The organism is Paenibacillus sp. MDV22-iso6, assembly GCF_058408365.1.
The window spans coordinates 49,792-69,169 of record NZ_JBZVDZ010000001.1; the positions used below are offsets into that span (position 1 = coordinate 49,792).

18 protein-coding genes are annotated in these 19,378 nt (G+C 46.8%); 13 read left to right on the forward strand and 5 right to left on the reverse strand.

All coding sequences use genetic code 11. The features are described 5' to 3' along the window. Positions 1–135: 135 nt before the first annotated feature. Entirely contained in the window at positions 136–1,065 is a 930-nt protein-coding gene (locus tag AC4PM4_RS00345) for an NAD(P)/FAD-dependent oxidoreductase (protein WP_274566502.1), read from the forward strand. Between the two features lie 134 nt (positions 1,066–1,199). Here the strand turns inward: AC4PM4_RS00345 and AC4PM4_RS00350 are convergent, their stop codons facing one another. Further along, complete coding sequence (locus AC4PM4_RS00350; protein WP_063563307.1) at positions 1,200–1,388, reverse strand: hypothetical protein; 189 nt, start codon at positions 1,386–1,388, stop codon at positions 1,200–1,202. 147 nt (positions 1,389–1,535) lie between these two features. On the opposite strand from AC4PM4_RS00350, the gene AC4PM4_RS00355 reads away from it, so the two are divergent. From AC4PM4_RS00355 to AC4PM4_RS00380, 6 genes are all read left to right on the forward strand, one after another. Beyond that, on the forward strand, positions 1,536–2,963 hold the full coding sequence (locus AC4PM4_RS00355; protein WP_491612403.1) for an FAD-binding oxidoreductase: 1,428 nt from the start codon (positions 1,536–1,538) through the stop codon (positions 2,961–2,963). Beyond that, a complete protein-coding gene (locus AC4PM4_RS00360; protein ID WP_491612404.1) occupies positions 2,960–3,514 on the forward strand; it encodes an MFS transporter in 555 nt (184 codons plus the stop codon). Before AC4PM4_RS00355 ends, AC4PM4_RS00360 begins: the two co-directional genes overlap by 4 nt. Positions 3,515–3,630: 116 nt before the next feature. Continuing rightward, positions 3,631–3,984 (forward strand): DUF3243 domain-containing protein, encoded by a 354-nt coding sequence (locus tag AC4PM4_RS00365; RefSeq protein ID WP_072732493.1) that lies wholly within the window; start codon positions 3,631–3,633, stop codon positions 3,982–3,984. Positions 3,985–4,218: 234 nt separating this feature from the next. Then, the gene (locus AC4PM4_RS00370; RefSeq protein ID WP_063563311.1) at positions 4,219–4,782 is read left to right on the forward strand and encodes a hypothetical protein; all 564 of its coding nucleotides are present in this window, start codon (positions 4,219–4,221) and stop codon (positions 4,780–4,782) included. Between the two features lie 158 nt (positions 4,783–4,940). Further along, complete coding sequence (gene cyoE, locus AC4PM4_RS00375; protein WP_063563312.1) at positions 4,941–5,798, forward strand: heme o synthase; 858 nt, start codon at positions 4,941–4,943, stop codon at positions 5,796–5,798. A gap of 183 nt (positions 5,799–5,981) precedes the next feature. Then, positions 5,982–6,464, forward strand: coding sequence for a tetratricopeptide repeat protein (locus AC4PM4_RS00380; RefSeq protein ID WP_063563313.1), 483 nt, complete (start codon positions 5,982–5,984; stop codon positions 6,462–6,464). 21 nt (positions 6,465–6,485) lie between these two features. Here AC4PM4_RS00380 and AC4PM4_RS00385 read toward each other — a convergent pair whose 3' ends face one another. Then, the gene (locus tag AC4PM4_RS00385) at positions 6,486–7,361 is read right to left on the reverse strand and encodes a LysR family transcriptional regulator (RefSeq protein WP_079694924.1); all 876 of its coding nucleotides are present in this window, start codon (positions 7,359–7,361) and stop codon (positions 6,486–6,488) included. A 165-nt stretch (positions 7,362–7,526) separates the two neighbouring features. On the opposite strand from AC4PM4_RS00385, the gene AC4PM4_RS00390 reads away from it, so the two are divergent. The 3 genes from AC4PM4_RS00390 (at position 7,527) to AC4PM4_RS00400 (ending at position 12,507) form a co-directional block, all read left to right on the forward strand. Continuing rightward, entirely contained in the window at positions 7,527–8,474 is a 948-nt protein-coding gene (locus AC4PM4_RS00390; protein WP_491612406.1) for a DMT family transporter, read from the forward strand. 200 nt (positions 8,475–8,674) lie between these two features. Continuing rightward, positions 8,675–9,700 carry a LacI family DNA-binding transcriptional regulator gene (locus tag AC4PM4_RS00395; RefSeq protein ID WP_090949305.1) on the forward strand — a complete coding sequence of 342 codons (1,026 nt, stop codon included), beginning with the start codon at positions 8,675–8,677 and terminating at the stop codon, positions 9,698–9,700. 257 nt (positions 9,701–9,957) lie between these two features. Continuing rightward, on the forward strand, positions 9,958–12,507 hold the full coding sequence (locus tag AC4PM4_RS00400) for a beta-mannosidase (protein ID WP_491612407.1): 2,550 nt from the start codon (positions 9,958–9,960) through the stop codon (positions 12,505–12,507). Between the two features lie 117 nt (positions 12,508–12,624). Here the strand turns inward: AC4PM4_RS00400 and AC4PM4_RS00405 are convergent, their stop codons facing one another. Continuing rightward, the gene (locus tag AC4PM4_RS00405) at positions 12,625–14,619 is read right to left on the reverse strand and encodes a beta-galactosidase (RefSeq protein ID WP_491612408.1); all 1,995 of its coding nucleotides are present in this window, start codon (positions 14,617–14,619) and stop codon (positions 12,625–12,627) included. A gap of 192 nt (positions 14,620–14,811) precedes the next feature. Between AC4PM4_RS00405 and AC4PM4_RS00410 the strand changes: the two genes are divergently transcribed. Continuing rightward, complete coding sequence (locus tag AC4PM4_RS00410; RefSeq protein ID WP_491612409.1) at positions 14,812–15,651, forward strand: helix-turn-helix transcriptional regulator; 840 nt, start codon at positions 14,812–14,814, stop codon at positions 15,649–15,651. 185 nt (positions 15,652–15,836) lie between these two features. On the opposite strand, the gene AC4PM4_RS00415 is transcribed toward AC4PM4_RS00410, so the two are convergent. Both AC4PM4_RS00415 and AC4PM4_RS00420 read right to left on the reverse strand, forming a co-directional pair. Further along, entirely contained in the window at positions 15,837–16,511 is a 675-nt protein-coding gene (locus AC4PM4_RS00415) for a hypothetical protein (protein ID WP_491612410.1), read from the reverse strand. Positions 16,512–16,554: 43 nt separating this feature from the next. Further along, entirely contained in the window at positions 16,555–17,076 is a 522-nt protein-coding gene (locus tag AC4PM4_RS00420; RefSeq protein WP_491612411.1) for a zinc metalloprotease, read from the reverse strand. Positions 17,077–17,307: 231 nt separating this feature from the next. On the opposite strand from AC4PM4_RS00420, the gene AC4PM4_RS00425 reads away from it, so the two are divergent. Beyond that, positions 17,308–17,985, forward strand: coding sequence for an SOS response-associated peptidase (locus AC4PM4_RS00425; protein ID WP_063563320.1), 678 nt, complete (start codon positions 17,308–17,310; stop codon positions 17,983–17,985). 250 nt (positions 17,986–18,235) lie between these two features. Further along, positions 18,236–19,366, forward strand: a complete 1,131-nt coding sequence (locus AC4PM4_RS00430) for an NADH-dependent flavin oxidoreductase (RefSeq protein WP_090805630.1) — start codon at positions 18,236–18,238, stop codon at positions 19,364–19,366. Positions 19,367–19,378: the final 12 nt, after the last annotated feature.

Here is a 19,378-nt window from a genome sequence, read left to right on the forward strand (position 1 = left end):
TGGGTTATTTTATTTTGGTAAAAGCTAAGTTGTAACGGATTACGTTTGATTTTGGTTGAACGGTGTAAATGGATAGAAGGATAGTGAACTGTCCAATAACATATAAGAGATAGAAGCATAGGAGGGAGATGGAGCATGCGAGAGTATGATTGCATTATAGTAGGTGGAGGACTCGCAGGACTTCAGGCAGCTATTCAGATGGGGCGTTACTCTTCTCATCGGGTGTTGGTAGTGGACGCAGGAGAAGGCAGATCAACGTTATGCCGAACCTATCATAATATTCTTGGTTTCCCCGATGGAGTATCCGGTGAAGAGCTGCGCTCCAAAGGCAGAATGCAGGCTGAGCAGACTGGAGTAAATTTTGAGAAAGACCGTATCATTAAGGCAGGACGCCGGGGAGAACAGATTCAATTGTTCGGTTCTTCCGGCTCTGAATATATGGCGAAAACAGTCTTACTGGCAACTGGACTAACGGACAGGATACCGGCGATTCCGGGATTAAGGCCTACGTTGGGAAGAACAGTATATGTGTGCCCGGATTGCGATGGATATGAGATTCAGGATCAGCGCACGATATTGCTGGGTGCAGGCGAAGCCGGTGCAAATATGGCTATGGTTTTGATTCAACGTACCAATGAGTTGTTGTATATCAACCATGAGCAGTCGCCAATCTCCGCTGAGCTTCATCGAAGTATGAAAGAGGCAGGAGTTCGTTACCTTGAGGCCGCCGTCCAAGAAGTGCAACAGATGGAAGATGGCCATATTACGGGTGTGCTGACGGAAGATGGACAGATTTTTGAGTCAGAGCGTGGATTTGTTGCGTTTGGAGGCAATCGTGTACATTATGAACTGGCAGAGCAGCTTGGAGCCGTCATCGCGGATAATAAACACGTGGAGGCCAACGCGCGAAACATGCAAGCTGCGCCTAATGTATGGATTGCCGGGGACCTGGGCCTGCACGCGGAACAAGCTACGGTTGCCATGGGCGAAGGTTCGATTGCCGCGATCTGGATTCACAAGGCATTGCAACAGATGAAAAAGGAAAACAAAGTGAAGCAGATCTAAACGCAAATTAAAATGCAGATGGTGAACAGCCCCATTCATAGAAAAAACAATTTTAAAGTCCCCCGACCGTTGTGACTAAGGTTGGAGGACTTTTTGCGTTGTACGCAAGCTGTTTACAAAAGTATGGTCTGAAATTATTTGCTGTTTGTATTGCGGGTCTCTGTTGTTTTGGCTTTGTGAGGGTGGGTGATGTTGTCTACGATTTCTCCTACGGCTTCTTCAATCATGTCCGTTGGGCCGGGGTTGTTCGGGTCGGGTTGAATAATTGTATTCACACCAGGTTGCAGATCTTTGTTTTTTCGTTCTTTTTTATGTTCATTCATGGAAAATTCCTCCTTATTCAGGTATGTTTAAGGTGTTCCTTAACATATCCAATCCTTGTGATGTATATGTAAACGATTAACCAATCAAATCAAATTGAAACGCTAGGTGTTAGGGGAGGAGGAGTTCATCTGTTCAAAAAAACGAGCATGCTCCTGTTACTTCTGATTTTATGTGTGTGGACATATTGGAGAACGGATAGCGATGATCAGAATCCGTATTTGATTACCGACTACAGCCGCCTTCATCCGGTTAAGGTTGAACGTGTGGTCGAAGGTCATGAAGAGCAGCAGCTCGTTGAACTGCTTCAAGATGCCCGAGAGCGGAACCTAACGATATCGATTGCCGGGCAGCGCCATAGTCAGGGAGGACACACCTATTATAAAGACGGCATTGTCATAGACATGACCTCGTATAACAAAGTGCTGGAAGTCAATACCGATGCCAAAAAGGTACGTGTGCAGGCTGGGGCGACCTGGGCTGACGTACAGCGAGCCATTAACCCATATGGACTGGCCGTCAAAAATATGCAGTCCCAGAATATTTTCACCGTAGGCGGATCTATCAGTGTAAATGCACATGGTCGGGAGCTTCATCAGGGTTCCTTGATTGAAAGTGTCGATTCCTTTCATCTCTTGACGGCAGATGGTCAGATTCGGCAAGTGAGTCGCACGGAGAATGCAGAGCTTTTCCCGCTTGTACTTGGGGGTTACGGACTGTTTGGCGTGATTTTGGACGTTACGTTGACGTTAACGGATGACGAAGTCTATCGTCTCACAACTGAGCAGGTGCAGGTTGAGGACTACCCGACTTATTTTCAAAAGAATGTCCTGGGAGGCGCGATGATGCGTATGCATCTGGCCCGAATTTCAGTTCAGCCCGGTGAAGGCTATTTTCGCGAGATGTACGCATTGAATTATGCCTCTGATCCAATGGCTTCACTGGATGATTATGATCATCTGGATGAACGTGAAAGAGGCGTGCTTACCAGCAAACTTCTGTTCAACCTGAACCGTGAATTCCAATGGGGGCGGGCCTGGTTTTGGCCGCTGCAACAGCGGTATTTCGAGACACAGGATGGCAAGAGGCTCAGCCGCAACAATGCGATGGCTTCTGCGTCTTCCTTCATGGAGTATCATCAGCCGGGTGAAAATGATCTGCTGCAGGAATATTTTATTCCGGTGGATGTCTTCCCCGCATTTGTACAGGAGATGGGAGAGATTGTATCCCAGGAGCAATTGGATTTGCTCAACATTACAGTCAGGTTTGTGAAACATGATGAAGAAGCTGTGCTTTCCTATGCGACGCAGGATATGTTCGGCCTTGTCTGTTTATTTCACGCTTCATTGTCTGAGGTAGAACAAGAGAAGTTCAAGGGCAGTATGCAGCAGCTGATAGATGCAGTCCTTCGATATAACGGAACATATTATCTGCCCTATGCAGGTTATGCAACTTCAGAGCAATTCGAACAGGCTTATCCTCGGAAGAATGAGTTTTTTGCAGCCAAAGAAAAGGTGGATCCGAATCATTTATTTATGAACTATTTTATGGAGCAGTATGGAGGAAATCATCCATGAATATCAAGTGGCTTGTTCGATCTCAAAGTATCGTTACGCTCGCTTCGGGCATGATTTATCCATATTATCTTTTGTTTCTCAAAAATCTGGGTAACAGCTTCTCCAAATATGGGCTTGCCTTTGCCGTATTTACAATCAGTTCGGCTGCTGCTTCGCAATGGCTCGCTCCCCGGATGGATCGACACGCCAAGCAGTGGCTCATTGTAAGTTCGGTGGGGATGGCCGCAGCCATGATTGCATTTCCGTGGGTCATTTCCTACATCTGGGTGCTGCTGCTGCAAATCATGATGGGGACATGCAATGCGATGCAGCGAATGAGTGAACGGGTGCTGCTCGCCGATTATACGGTGGCTGGGCAACGGGGCCCAGCTTTAGGTAACTATCATTTCTGGACATCTGCTGCTTCAGGATTTGCGGTTATTGTTGGCGGTGTGCTGATTGATTGGCTGACGATCGATGTATTATTTTATCTGAGTGCGATGCTGTATATGTGGGGAGCTCTGGCAGTATGGCGATTACGAAGCATTTCTGAGGAAGCAGCTGATGGCTAAAGGATAGAAATGGTCTGATTAATCTCCAGCGAGAAGTTTATATTATAGATAACCTGGTATGATTAAGCATTTTGCTTACATTCCACAAAGCGAGTATTCTCAAGGAGGTTTTTCAGATGAATGAACAAAATCATGTTATCCATAAAGATGGACAAGTTTCAACCGACAAGGTAGACAATGCGATTGATAAGATTGCGCCGGAGGAACGGGAACAGATTTTACAGAACTTTGATGCCTTTAAAGGATATCTGGGCAAACGAATTGCAATGGGAGAATCGATTGGACTGGGTGAGGAGCAGATGGCCAAAATCGCTGAGAAAGTAGCCGACTATTTGGCAGCCCGGGAAGAGCCGCGTAACCGTGAAGAGAAGTTGCTGCAAGAACTGTGGAATGTCGGGAAAGAGGAAGAGCGCCATATGCTGGCTCATATGCTAGTGCGTCTGGCACAAGGTTCAACCCCGAATCATTAAGATTGAGCTGAAATTAAAAGCTAAGCCAATAGAGACTCTGGATGCCATGGCATTCAGGGTATCTTTTTGATGACACCTATTGTAACTATTTTTCATCTGGCTGATACTTTTGCAGTGTGTACACCCGGTATGATAGGGAGAGTAAAAGAAAGATTAAATATTCATATGAGCGTTTGAAGAGAAAGCCTTCCGGTTAAGGAATAGTAACGTTCATAATAAGGAGAGATGCTGCCTATGAAGAACGCGGCGAAACAATGGAAATTACGAATGCTGGGTGCGGCTGTTGCATTGCTTGGCATGATTGTGCTTGCTACATATTTACTTACACCAGCGAACGCTGAGGAGAGCACGGACTCTGTACAGGCTTCTGCCAAAGCGCAGGCTGCAAACTCCGAGATGTTTACAGCGTATGTGGAAGACATACAGCATGAGAATGGTAAATTGTACTTGATTGTAGACAAGATTGGCTGGTACCAAGGTGCAGAGGCTGATAAAGTTTTTGAACAACGCAATCCGGGCTCTGGTATAGATGGTGCTCCTGATGGTTATTATATTGTCAATGACAGCAAAGAGCAGGAAAAGGTAGAAGTAAGTGCTAATGCTGAAGTGTTGATGCAGTTATATGATCGCGATGGTACAGTGTCGGGCACCACTATTCAATGGAATGAGTCAGTGGCGCTCAGCAAATTCGAATCTTTGTATGACAATACCAATATTCTTGATCTGTCCGTATTCCCGTATCACCTCACTGTACAGGACGGAAAAGTGATCAAAATTGTACAGCAATACATTCCATAAAATTAGATCAAAATGCAACGGTTAAGCATTCCTCCGGTTCCATTGAACCGGCAGGGATGCTTTTTGGTTATGACAAATTCATGAAGGAGATTGTAATTCATGGTATGTACATGTATCATTATAGGAATGGTGTTTTTACATAGTTCAGGAGGCTTCTCATGCTTAAAGACATGATTGCATTAACGAAACCCGGACTTTTGCGGCTGAATGTGTTTGCGGTAGCGGTAGGGTTCTGGGTCGCTTCAAAATGGGATATCTCGTGGATATCTCTGCTCATGGTGTTGATTGGATCAACCTTGGTCATCGCTTCGGCATGTGTTATTAACAACTACTGGGATCGTGAGTTGGATCAGAAGATGGAGCGCACCAAAAAACGGATTGATTACATCAATCATCTTAAACCCAAGTTTGTATTGGGGTATGGAATTGTTCTTGGTGTGGTTGGTTTTGTGCTGCTGTACTTCCTGGTCAATCCGTTATCCGGTTGGATGGCACTGCTCGGATGGTTTGCTTATATCGTGATCTACACGATGTGGCTCAAACGCAGCTCGACCTGGAGTACATCATTGGGTGGAATTGCGGGGGCGATGCCGCCTGTAATCGGTTATTGTGCGGTAACCAATCAGATTGATGCAGGTGCCTGGTTGCTGTTTGCGCTGTTATTTCTGTGGCAGCCACCTCACTTCTGGTCACTCGGGATTCGCAGAGTGGAAGAATATCGTGCAGCCGGTTTCCCACTGTTGCCGGTAGTCAAAGGTGTGAAGCGCACAAAGGTGCAGATGATTCCTTATGTATTTCTGTTGCTTCCTGCTGTATTTCTGTTGTATTACTACAACTACGTTGGGCTTGTGTTTCTACTTGTATCCGTCATTGGTGGTCTGATCTGGTTTGTCCATACACTAAGCGGATTGAAAACTCAGGATGATGAGAAATGGGCCAAGGTTAACTTTCTGATCTCCGTCAATTATCTCATGGTTGTATTCATTGTCATGGTAGCAAACACAACCTGGTCCTGAGCGAAACATCACTTTTGTAAAATATTCGAATATGAAGATGCCAAGTTAGCTGGCACCTTACGAAAAAGCACGCTGTAGAATAGACTTGGACAACCTGTGGTTGTTCCGGCATACTTCTCGGGGTGTTTTTTTGCTATAATTATACTTTGTAAAATGATTTTGGAAGAATGGGAAGTGGAGTAGATGAAGGATTTACAGCAGGCTATCCTCTTGAGAACGGAGGGGAAAATGCAGGAGGCGATAGAGCTGCTGCAGGAACTGGCGTTACAGGAACCAGACAATGCACAGGTTTGGTACCAGCTGGCTTGGGCTCATGATTCACTTGGACTGGAGCGGGCAGCGGTACCGCATTATGAGAAGGCTCTAAGTCTAGGGCTTTCGGTTGAGGACAGGACAGGTGCCATACTCGGACTTGGCAGCACATATCGGACTCTGGGGCAGTACGAGCAGGCGAAGGCCTGGTTTGAAAAGGGATTAAGTGAATTCCCGGAAAACCGGGAATTTGAAGTTTTTCTTGCCATGGTGCTCTACAATTTGGGCGAGCATGCGGAGGCAATGAAGCGGTTGCTGGTACAACTGGCTGATACATCAAAGGATAAGGGAATAACCGACTACAGCAGAGCCATCCGTTTCTATGCAGACCAGCTGGATCGGGTATGGGATTAGGTTGAGGCAACGGAGGACCGATTATAACGATGGAGTTAGCCATTCCTGTACCGCTTCAATAAAACGACGCGAAGCGGGGGACAAATTGGTGAGAGACGGGCAAGCGATGCCAATTGTACGATAAGGATCTCCAGTGAGTGGAACAAGAGCGAGCTCGTTCGTATGGTGTTGAAGAACCATTTCAGGCAAAAGACTGATGCCAAGACCGTTTCGAACCATCGCCATGATGGCCTGATCTTCGGCGACCTCATAGACCACATTCAGCTTGGCCGCATGCTGTCGGATCAACCGTTCGATCTCGTTATCACCACCCCATTTAGGCAAAATAAAGGGCTGTTCCAGCAATACATCAAATGAGACAGACTTCTCCGTAGCGAGTGGATGTTCCAGAGGCAGGATGCACATCATCCTGTCTTTTTGTAATGGAATTGTCTCAAAAGGCGAAGAATCGCCAAGGGACAGAAAGCCAAGATCGATGGCGCCTCCAGCCAGCCAGCCTTCAATTTCTGCGTAGTCCCCTTCCCACAGCTTAATTTCGATTCCGGGATGACCGAGGCGAAATTGCTTCAGGATGCCAGGCAGCCACTGCGTGGATACACTAGCGAATGTGCCAATACGAACGGTTCCAATCTCGGCGCCGCGAATTAATGAAATTTCCTGGTTCATCAGTTCCGTCCAACGCAGAATTTCACGAGTATAGCCCAGAATCCGTTCCCCTTCAGCAGTAAGTCGTACACCGGAGCGGCCTCGATTCAGCAGCGAAAAACCACACTCGGTCTCCAGACTGGCGATCGCATGACTGACCGCTGATTGGGTAATATTCAATGCTTCTGCCGCTTTGGTGAGGCTGCCGTATTCCACTACGGCATTCAAAATCTCGTATTTGACCAATGACATGAAAGATTCCGTTCCTCTCTTCATATAATACATGAGTTTATTTCATATTAACTATTATAAATATTCATTTTTATAATGCAAAGAGATCGTTTATACTTGCCAAGGCGAGTTAGTTCGATAGAGCCTCGGTTAGATTACAATACATAGAATGAAGGTAGAAGCAAGATGAACGGAGTACGTGCACCACAAGGTCAGGCATCAAGAAGAGCAGATTTGCAGATGCTGCTCGCAACGGTAATATGGGGATCATCCTATCTGTTTATGAAATCAGGACTGGAGTCCATGCAGGAATTGAATCTGGTCGCTTTTCGGTTTGGAATTGCCTTTATCGCGGCAGCTGTCCTTTTCCATCGACGACTGTTCAGAATGGATCGGGGAACGCTTGCAGCAGGGGCTATTATGGGAACAGCGTTATTCGCGGCCTTTGTATTTATCACTTATGGAGTACAGCGCACTACGGCTTCCCAGGCAGGATTTTTGATCAGTTTGGCAGTGATCTTTGTGCCCATCCTGACGACAATTCTGCATCGCAGAATGCCAGACTTGCGGTTAACGATAAGTATTCTCGTGGCGGTAATTGGGCTCGCATTGTTGACACTTCAACATGAGCTTAGCCTGCACATGGGGGATATCCTTTGCATTCTCGCAGCATTAATGTACGCGATCTACATTATGATTGCTGGCAAGTATACGCCGAAGCATGATCCACTAACGCTGGGAACGGTTCAACTGGGCGTTGCAGCCCTGTGGGGGCTGGCTGCTACATTTGTGCTGGAGACACCACGGTTACCTGACACACCTCAATCTTGGGCAGCCATTCTGGGTCTGGGAGTACTGTGCAGCGGCATTGGCTACATTTTGCAGACTCTTGCCCAGCGGCATGCTTCACCAACAAGAACGAGTCTGATCTTTTCGCTTGAACCACTGTTTGCAGCAGCATTTGCGTTTACTTTTCAAGGGGAGTCCCTTACTCTGCAAGGGTATGCGGGTGCAGCACTGATGCTCATTGGTGTTCTGATTACAGAGATCAGAGTCCCTTATCCCGTATTCTGGCGAAGAAAGCGGACTGCATTACAGACCGAACTGGGAGATCAGGGAACACCGGGCGTATAACTTTGAAATAAAGCAAGAGTTCTTCCATCAACTTCATTGTGAAGCAGGTGGAGGAACTTTTTTGTTATTTATTCGAGAAATTTTCAGAATCTATAGCAAATCCTCAACCTAACAAAATGAAACTTTTCATAACTTGTTTTGTTGAATCCCTTTTTTTATGCTACACTAAATGAAAAATAAAGGAAAAACGGGTGAGAAAGATGGCCAAAAGAGTAACCATGCAGCAAATTGCCGATGCTGCGGGGGTATCCAAATTCGCAGTTTCTCGTGCGTTGACCGGTAAACCCGGTGTCAGTGAACATACCCGGGAGATGATTGTCAGAACGGCAGGACAGCTCGGATATTTCAAAGCTGAACCGAAACGTTTCCTAGTGGAAACCCCTGCTGAACAGGAGATGAAGATAGACAGACAGGGGACTATTCTGATCTTGTTTCCTAACATTCGTTCGCAGAATCGATCCTCCCTGTACTGGGGTCCCATCTTTGACGGAATATCTGCACGCCTGAATGAGAAGGGCATGGATATCCTTACCTTGACGGAACCTTCCTCAGATCGCATGTTTTCGGTGCTGAATCCTGAAGCCATCAGCGGTATTATAACTGTCGGTTCCATTTCCACATCCGTATTGCTCGAGATTTATCGACTGCATATTCCACTTGTGATGGTTGATCATGAAGACCCGGCAATTCATGGAGATACGGTGTTTACAGATAACATGAAATGTATGCAGGAACTGGTGTTGATGCTCGTTGGAAAGGGCTACAGACGGCTACAGTTTGCTGGCGAATTGCCTGATGCAGCCAGTTTCAGAGAACGATGGCTCGGCTATCGTTCGGTACTGGAAGAGATGCAGCTGCAAGTTTCGCAGCAAGCAGATTTGCTGGGACCTGATCTGGATCACATTCGGGAATCGATTATCGCCATGAAGATGGAGGATATCCCCGAAGTGATGGTATGTGCCAACGACCACATGGCCGCTGTTGTGATTGGTGCACTCCAAAGCAGGGGCATTGAGGTGCCAGAGCGCTGTGCAGTAACCGGGTTTGATAATACCCGTGCAGATGAGCCTATTCTTGCTACGGTGCATATCGATAAGGAGAATCTGGGCAGACGTGCGGTGGACCAGTTATTATGGCGGTTGGAGCATCCGGACGGGCCTTTTGAAAGAAAGCTGATCTATTCGGAACTAATCATTCGTGATGAGTACAATGCTAGTTTAACGTGAAGCTAACGAACGTAAATTTAGAAATGTAATATTAACACACGCCAGGACCCTATAAACTTGGGGTGAAAAGACATGGAGAGATTGTGCTTCATGTCTTTTTTTTGTTATCGGATATGTTTTTTTGAAATAATCCACAAAACAGATTGACTGAATTGAGCATATCATGTTAATTTTGTTTTGTAAGTTATTTGTTTTTATAATAACAAAACATAACAAAGTGTTTTTTTTAAAATACTTCAATGATAACGGAGGCTGTCATGAGCAAAATACAATCGCAGACTTTTCAGAATTGGACGTTCAAGGCTTGTGAGGATCAGGAATGGATGCCGGCTCACGTACCCGGCTGTGTGCATACGGATTTGCTGAAACTGGGTAAAATACCGGACCCTTTCTATGGAACTAACGAAAAAGAAATTCAATGGGTCGATAAGAAAGACTGGGAATATCGCACGGAATTTGATGTGAATGAAGCACTGCTGTCGCAGCAGCATCTGGAGCTTGTCTTTGATGGTCTGGATACATATGCAGATGTGTATGTGAATGAACAACATCTGTTGTCGGCAGACAATATGTTCCGGGTGTGGACAGTCGACGTGAAATCTGTTGTAAAGGCAAGTGGCAACGTACTCCGAATACGTTTTCGTTCTCCGATCAATGAAGATCTGCCGAAGCTTGAGAAACTAGGATATGCCCTGCCTGCATCGAATGATCAATCTGACGTGGGGGGATTAGGCGATAAAAGAGTGAGTATTTTTGCACGGAAAGCCCCGTACCACTATGGTTGGGACTGGGGTCCACGTTTTGTAACCAGCGGAATCTGGCGTGAAGTACGCCTTGAAGGCTGGACAGACATACGAATTAATGATGTATTCATTCAGCAAAATGAAGTAACTGCTGCTTCCGCTTCGCTCACTGCCGTCGTGGAAGTGGAGTCTGAGCAATCCATAGAAGCGATCATTCGAGTAGAAACGGATGAACAGAGTTGGGAGCAGGCTGTAACCCTGAAACCGGGCGTCCAAACTGTGGAGGTTCCAATCTCTATTGTTGAGCCGAAGTTGTGGTGGAGCCGCGGATTGGGTGACGCGCATATTTATTCTTTCCATACGGAAGTGATTCAGGGCGAACAGGCTGTGGCTGAGTCTACAGTCAAAACGGGTATTCGGTCCATTCGTCTGGTTCGTGACAGTGATAAAGCGGGAGCATCCTTTTATTTTGAGTTAAACGGAGTTGCTGTGTTTGCCAAAGGTGCGAACCACATTCCCAATGACAGCTTCATAACAGAAGTGACACGTGAGCGCTATCTGCATGAGATTGTATCTGCTGCCGAGTCGAACATGAATATGCTCCGTGTATGGGGTGGTGGCTTCTATGAAGAAGACGTATTCTACGAGTTGTGTGACGAATATGGTTTGCTCGTATGGCAGGACTTTATGTTTGCATGCAGCATGTATCCTGGAGACGAGGCTTTCCTAAATAGTGTGAAGCATGAGGCGATTGATAATGTGAAACGTCTGCGTAATCATCCAAGCATTGTGCTGTGGTGTGGTAATAACGAGATTGATTCAGCGTGGGCACATTACATTGAGGATGGCGGCTGGGGTTGGAAAAAAGATTACAACGCGGAGCAAAGAGAGCGCATTTGGGCGGATTACGAAGCTATTTTCCATGATCTTTTGCCTGAAGTGGTGGAAGCCTATGCTCCTGGTGTGGATTATTGGCCTTCTTCACCACTGGTATCACTGTCGGGAGACGAGAAACAGCATGCTCACCCATCCACATCAGAAGGGGATATCCACTATTGGGGTGTGTGGCATAATGTGGAGCCCTTTGAGAACTACAACGTTCATGTTGGTCGCTTCATGAGTGAGTATGGCTTCCAATCCTTCCCTGAATACGATTCGGTTCGCAAGTATGCGGAGGAAGAGGATCTGGCATTGGAGTCTGAAGTCATGCTGGCGCATCAGAAGAACGGGGCAGGTAATCGTCTGATCAAACAATACATGGATATGTACATGCATGAACCGAAAGATTTCCCATCCTTCCTCTATATGAGCCAAGTGCTTCAGGCTGAGGCGATGAAAACAGCCATTGAGGCTCACCGTCGTCGCAAACCGTTTTGTATGGGAACGCTCTACTGGCAGATGAATGATTGCTGGCCGGTGGCTTCCTGGGCGGGTATGGATTACTTCGGACGTTGGAAAGCATTGCAATATTACGCGAAACGCAGCTTCAGTGATATCTTGGTATCGGTAGATGGTACGAAGGAAGATGTGACAGATATTTACCTCATCTCGGATCAGCTTGAACCTGTGAAAGGCAAACTCCAGATACGCCTGATTGGCTTTGATGGCACAGTATATCGTGAGGAAGAGCATGAAGTCGCTCTGGCATCCAACTCTGGTCAACAGGTGCTGTCATTGAGCCAGGCGGAATGGCTGGAAGGTCGCGATGCTGCAACAACATTGCTGCGTATTGATCTGAAGCAGGATGGGGCATCCGACATCACACAGGAACATTATTTTGCACCTTCAAAGGATATTGCATTGCAACCAGCGCAAATTAAGGTAACCGAAGTTACCGAGAATGATGGCGTGCATCTGGTCCTGGAAAGTGATGTACTTGCAAAACAAGTATGGATTTCTACTGAGGCAGAAGGGGTGTTCTCGGACAATTTCTTCGACCTCATTCCGGGTATTCCTGTGAAGGTCAAGTTCACCGCCAGAGGGGAATTGCAAGGATCTGATGGTGCTGTCTCCAAGGCGGGGGCCATCCAGGTTCGTTCCATGGCTGACTTTATCAAATTGTAATCAAGTAAGATTGGTTTATGTTGTTAACGCCCAATTCTTTAAGGCCCGGATGCACTTGATGTGCATACCCGGGCCTTTTCATGGTTCATTTTGTTTTAAGCGCAGAGATGTTACATATTATTGAATCTCCAAGATTTCGATATCATACGGCTCCAGTTCCAATCGAGGTCCTTTCATAGTTCCATTCAATGCACTTTTGTATGATGCTTGCAACGGAATGGAGACAGATTCAGGACTTAAATTCAGGATGAAACGAAACGTTCCATTCGGTCCTGAGCGGGTTGTCACCTGGACACCGTCTGGCAGGGTTTGAATCCCGGATAGGCCACATTGTTCAGCGATGTTTTGCAGTAACTGGCTCAGATAAGCTTCATCCGGCTGGGTCGCTACATAATAGACAGCACCTTTACCCCAGTTGTTTTGGGTGACAGCCGCACTTTCGGCATAAAATTGATCCGCATAAACCGCAATCGCCTGTGCCGTGTCCAGTTCCAACACATCAGCCCATTGTGAAGCAGCATATGTATTGCCCTTCTCATCCCGAATCTGAATTTGGTCACCACCGACGGGATCATATTCGGTAACACGCACGCCCGAGCAAGAAGATAACATACCTGGAAGTGGCTCCATGACACAGACGTTGTTATCGTTTTTGACACCGGTGCGATGCGTTAAGACCAATATGCCACCATCCGCTGCAAAAGCTTGCAGACGTTCCGCGGTGTTCTCATCCAGCAAATACAAGTGCGGAGCGATGATGATTTTGTAGCAATCCAGCGCTTCCGAGGAATGGATGACATCTGTACTGATTCCCCATTTGGTCAGGGCACGATGCCATACTTTTATATTTTCGTAGTACTCCAGTCCATCCGCCTGTGGCTGAATTCGTAGAGCGTTTAACTGATCATGCGAATGCAGGATGGCGACTTCGTTCTGCAATGTAGAGCCTTGCAGGCGTTCACCCAGACTGTTCACTTCGGTACACAGTTGCTGAAACTCCTTGAACCGTCGCCCTGGAACATTGCTGTGATCAATCAGTCCGTGCCAGAACTGTTCTGCTCCTATAGTGGCACTGCGCCAGCGGAAATGCACGACCGCATCCGCTCCACGGGCAATAGTCTGCCATGAGTAAGCACGCAAGAAGCCGGGCTGAGGTGTACGCCACATCGGAAACCAGCATCCTGGAGGTCCGCTAAGCTGCTCCATAATCCAGAAATTGCGGCGTTTGATGCCACGTGTCAGATCTAGCGACAAAGCGCCACTGTAAGGTGCGGTGTCCGTTTTGTTAGGTGAAGGGTTGGGATAGTAATCAAAAGAAGCGAAATCCAGATCCTGACCGATTTTATATTGATCTGCCTTTTGCGGATAGCTATGAAAATTATGAGTGACAAAATGATCGGGACAGTTATGCCGAATGATCTCGATTTGGATGCTTTGAAAAGCCACAATGGAATCCGACTGAAAACGGGAGTAGTCCAGCAGGAACGAAGGATTCTGAAACGGAGAGCCGCCATATGGTGGCGTCACCTGTTCCCAATCGCTGTATTCTCCACTCCAGACAACAGTACCCCAAGCCTGGTTGAGCTGCCCTAGTGAAATGTAACGGGCTCGAACCCACTCGCGAAAAGCCTCTGAACAAGCAGTACACTGACAATCCGTGAAACTGAATTCATTATCAGTCTGCCAGCCAATCAAAGCCGGATGTGCTGCATATCGCTCGCTCAGCTTCTGGACAATTCGTGCACTGTACGTCCGCATACTCGGACTGTTATAACAGCGGTGGCCGCGCACTCCTTCATGGTACAACTGTCCACTTGGCAGCACCGGCAGAATATCGGGACACTTTTCGGTGAGCCAGCGTGGTGGTGTCATCGTTGGTGTACCGATCACCACCTGAAGCCCATTGCGATGAAGGGTATCGAGCGCCTCATCAAGCCATGTCCAATCGAATTGTCCATCGGCAGGCTCCATTCGGCTCCAGGCAAATTCACCCACACGTACAATACGTACACCACTATCGGCCATTAATCGGGCATCCTGCTCCCACAGATTGGGGTCCCAATGTTCAGGATAATAATCAACACCGATTTGAATAGGTCGGTTTTGGTTCATGTATGTTACTCTCCTTTGGTCTGGAACATAATGATTTTCATGCACGCTCAAGCCAGTGCTTAATGACTCCACTATCATCATCTTGTGGAAGAGTGTCGAGTCTATTTCATTTTATAATGGATAATGAGAGGGGAATATAATAACATGTTGCGATAGGGTATCATGATCTTGCTATTTTTGGGGGAAGAACATATGCGAAACCATTGGTTTATGCCGGAGCCCGGGCATGCAGGGTATGCATGTTATCCAGTAGCCTACGGAAGATATCTCGATCCAGAGCACAAGGAACATCGTCCGCACGGAATACGAGAGTATAATTTGCATCTGGTTTTCAACGGACAGGGTGAAGTGAGAACCGAGCAGGGTAGCGTTCGATTAACGGCTGGACAAGGTTTTCTATATGCGCCGGGACAGGCGCAACAGTATTATGCCGATCCATCTGATCCCTGGGATATCAGATGGATTCATCTGCAAGCCCACGATCTGGAGCGGCTGCTAGGCTTGCGGAATCCGGATAAAGTGTGGCTCTTTTCATTCTCTGGCGAGGAACGTTTCGAGGAGTTGCATGAACAATTATGCCAGCTCGGTGAAGGTTATGAGAGTGTGCATGAACCGAAGTTGTCGGCGGTACTGTATGAGTTGCTAGTTGAATTGGCACGAAATTCGGAGTCAATCGAAGGGACGTCATTACTGAACCATCAGGATACAATCCGCTCAACAGCCGATTATATTCGTCGTCACTGCACACAACCGCTAAGTCTTGCTGAAATGGCGGATATAGCGGGATACAGCGTGTATTATTTTAATCGCATGTTCAAGAGTATCATGGGTGTTCCGCCCGGCAGGTATCTGCTGGACTGCCGCATTCTGGCCGCGAAGAAAATGCTCGTAGACTCGGAACTATCCGTGAAACAAATTGCTTCTCAGTGTGGATTTACATACAGCAGTTATTTTATTCGCATGTTTCGGACCTATATCGGGATGACCCCGCAGCAATTCAGATCATTGTACAGTTCGGGAAGCGGGGGATAAGAGGGATAAGTGGGGCATAAATAAATATGATCTCAATAAATATGTGAATAAGTTATCACGAACCAAACAGGCATAGTCTAAATTAATAATCAAAAAAAACGTACTGCCCAGTTGCTACTGAGCGGCACGTTTTTGCTATATGACTGAACAGTAGGAGGGGGTGGATAGATGCATGTCCAACGAGGTTATTTGTTCTGATCTTCGCTTTGGATTTCCTGCAGCTCATCAATGCTTAACTTGAGATCATTCTCGGGGTTCGCGTTCACAATAACGTCGGACTTCGATTGCTGCTCACCTGGTTGAGTGGATTTAGCTGCGGGTTTGATCACATACAAGCTTTGCACGGAATTCAGCAGGCTGGCGGGGGTGTCCTCATAGGTTTCCAGGAAGAGTACATAATCTTTGGTGGGAATGAATTTGATATTGTCATCGTTAATAATCTCGGTATTGCCCAGCTGTCCGCCAAGCTGTTTCACTTCAATGGTGTCCCCGGCAGCATGAATTCCCTTGAAGGATTCAGTAACCTTAATGGTATAAATCGTATAGATTTTATCAAAAGGAACAATATCCTCACCGCCCGGGTTCGTTTGCTCATCCAGAGCACTTTCATTTACAGCAGGGGCTTGTACCATATCATTCAATGCTTCAACGCGTGTTTGGATTACACTGCCTCTAACGATGGTGTTTGCTCGCTCGGAGAGATCACCGATACTTGAGTAACTCGGGAAGTCCTCGGAAGCAATCATCGTGATTGGTTCATTATTGGTGGCAGCCGTATTTGTCGTTGCTGAAGAGCAGCCTAGGGCAGATAAAATGAAAATGGAAGAGGCAAGCATCGTCAATACTCGAATTTTTTTCATGGGCAGGAATCCTCCTTGGATTTAGGGATTTGAGAATAGTGGATTAGTACTTGGATCTGACGTTGTTGATATCGAAGGTTTGAGGTTGTGTCATTGTGTTCCGGTTACGGGAGTAGAGCATGATGGAAGGGCTGGTGGTGGATGGGTTGTCCCCGAGCCAAACGGAGTGTCCGAGCTCATGAACGAATACGCTTTGAATAAAGTTGGACAAGTTGGTTGCATCAGCCGTAATGGTGGTTGCATTCAATTCAATGCGGAAGCTCACGACCTGACTGCCAGATACCGAGGCGTAGTTGACACCATAGGCCGTGTTATTGAAGTTTCCGGCCGTAATGGTGTTGGGGGAACTGCTCGTTTTGGTGAACTGTACTTTGGCACCGGCATTGTTCCAGTTGCTGAGGGAGGCATCCATTGGGGTTTGCCACGCGGAGGCGTAGTTGTAAGTTCGAATCGGGATGGTGGAGCTCGGGTAGCCGTAGGTTAGAAAAGTTGCCGCATAGATGGTACCGCCGAACATCGCGATGGCTGAAAACAACATGATGCTCATTAAAAACTTCCTTTCCATACTTAAAACCTCCAATAATTGTATTTTTTCTCTATTATAGTAACAAGGAATAGAGCGATTGAAATGAGTCTTAAGTCTTTTTTTCGTGTTAAAAACAAAGGATTTTGCTGGATAAGACCTTCTTTTCGTCTGAAAAAGTCGATTGCTGTCCATACAAGCATGCATAATTTCCCTGCTATTACAAACAATACAATCAAATTCAATTCAAGCAGGGAAAGGAAGTGCCTGAGCATGTGTAACCGTTTTTCATTGGCAGCCGATTTGGATGAGGTCAGGGATCATTTTAAGATTCAACGGGTGATGTATTATTACAAAAACCGTTACAATATCAGCCCAACCCAGCATACACCGATTATTTTGCATCAGGATGGTGAGCGGGTATTGGACGAGTTCCGATGGGGATTCATTCCGTTCTGGGGACGCGATGCAGTCAACGCCAATCTCATGACAGTGCATGAGAATCCAGCCTACTACAAGCTGGTAGAGACGAAGCGTTGTGTTATCCCATGCAATGGTTTGTATTACTGGCGTCAAGAAGGCAAGAAAAGCTATGCGGTGCGAGTGGTTATGCCGGATCGCGGATTGTTTGGTATTGCGGGATTATACGAGGTATGGAAAGATACGCGCAAACAGCCACTGCGTACCTGCACGATGCTGATGGCGGGAGCGAACATGGTTACACGGGAGTTTGGAAGCAAAATGCCGGCGATTCTGTCTGAAGAAGAAATCAATACCTGGCTGGATCCGGCGAACACACGCGTGACACAGCTGCTGCCGTTGTTGAAATCCTACAACAGTACAGAGATGAATCTGTATCCGGTTACTCCGATGGTAGCCAATGATGAGCATGACTGCTATGAATGTGTGGAAGAAATGGACCAGAAGCTGGCATACGTACGCAGTTTCTAAGCTAACCAAGCAGTTTTATGAGGCGGAGAGTTGTAAGACACTCCGTCTTTTTGGGTTGAGAAAGAAGAAAAAAGTGTAATGGACAAAAGGCGGAGAGTGAATGGAGCAGTGAGCTTTAAGCATCGAATGGATAAGGGGTGAAAATGAAAAGTTGCAATGTGAGTGAAACGTAACTATAATCATTACAGTAAGCGAACGCATATATTCATATATCTATTAAAAGAGATATTAAATCAGGAGGGAACCACGAATGAATCCAAAGTATAGCCCAATGTTTGAACAAGTTTCACTGCCAAGCGGCATTACGCTGAAAAACCGGATCGTGCTCGCTCCAATGACTCATATGTCCTCAAATCAAGATGGTACTGTATCAGACGCTGAACTTGCTTATTATGCACGTCGTACTGGCGGTGCTGGTATGTCTGTTACAGCGGTAACCCATGTAACTGCGAATGGAATTGGTTTTCCGGCTCAATTTGGAAGTTATGACGATAGCTTTATTCCCGGTCTGAAACGTCTGGCCGATACGATTAAGCAGCAAGGTTCCAAAGCCGTACTGCAAATTTTCCATGCAGGTCGTCTCACGCCAGAACAAGCGGTGCCAGCGGGTCAAGTCGCTGCTCCAAGCGCTGTTGCCAGTGAGCGTCCGGGATCTCCTGTACCAAGAGAGTTGTCTGATGACGAAATTACGTCCATCATCAAGGACTTTGGAGAAGCAACCCGCCGCGCCATTGAAGCTGGCTTCGACGGTGTTGAGATTCATGGTGCGAACGGTTATCTGATTCAGCAGTTCTTCTCTCCGCATTCCAACCGACGTGAAGATCGTTGGGGTGGAAGCATCGAGAAACGTCTCACATTCCCACTGGCTGTGGTGGATGAGGTCCAGAAGGCTGTAGCTACACATACGAAACTGCCGTTTATCGTTGGATACCGTTTCTCCCCAGAAGAGCCGGAAACACCGGGACTGACCATGGAAGAGACGTATGCATTGGTTGATGCGCTGAAAGATAAAAATCTGGATTACCTGCATGTATCCGTCAACGAGTTCTGGTCCAAGCCAAGACGTGGTGAAGCAGATACTCGCTCCAGAATTGAATTTATCCTTGATCGCGTGGATGGTAAACTGCCTGTCATTGGCGTAGGTGCCATCCATACGGCAGATGAGGCAGCCGAAGCTCTTCAGAGTGGTGTGCCATTGCTTGCGATCGGTCGTGAGCTGATTATCGAGCCTGACTGGGTTGAGAAAATCGAAAGCGGACGTGAAGAAGATATTGAGACGATTCTCACCAAATCGGATCAGGAACGTCTGGTTATCCCTGACGGTCTTTGGAATGCAATTATTCACACACCGGGCTGGTTCCCTATGGCTGACGATAAATAAGACACAATTTCA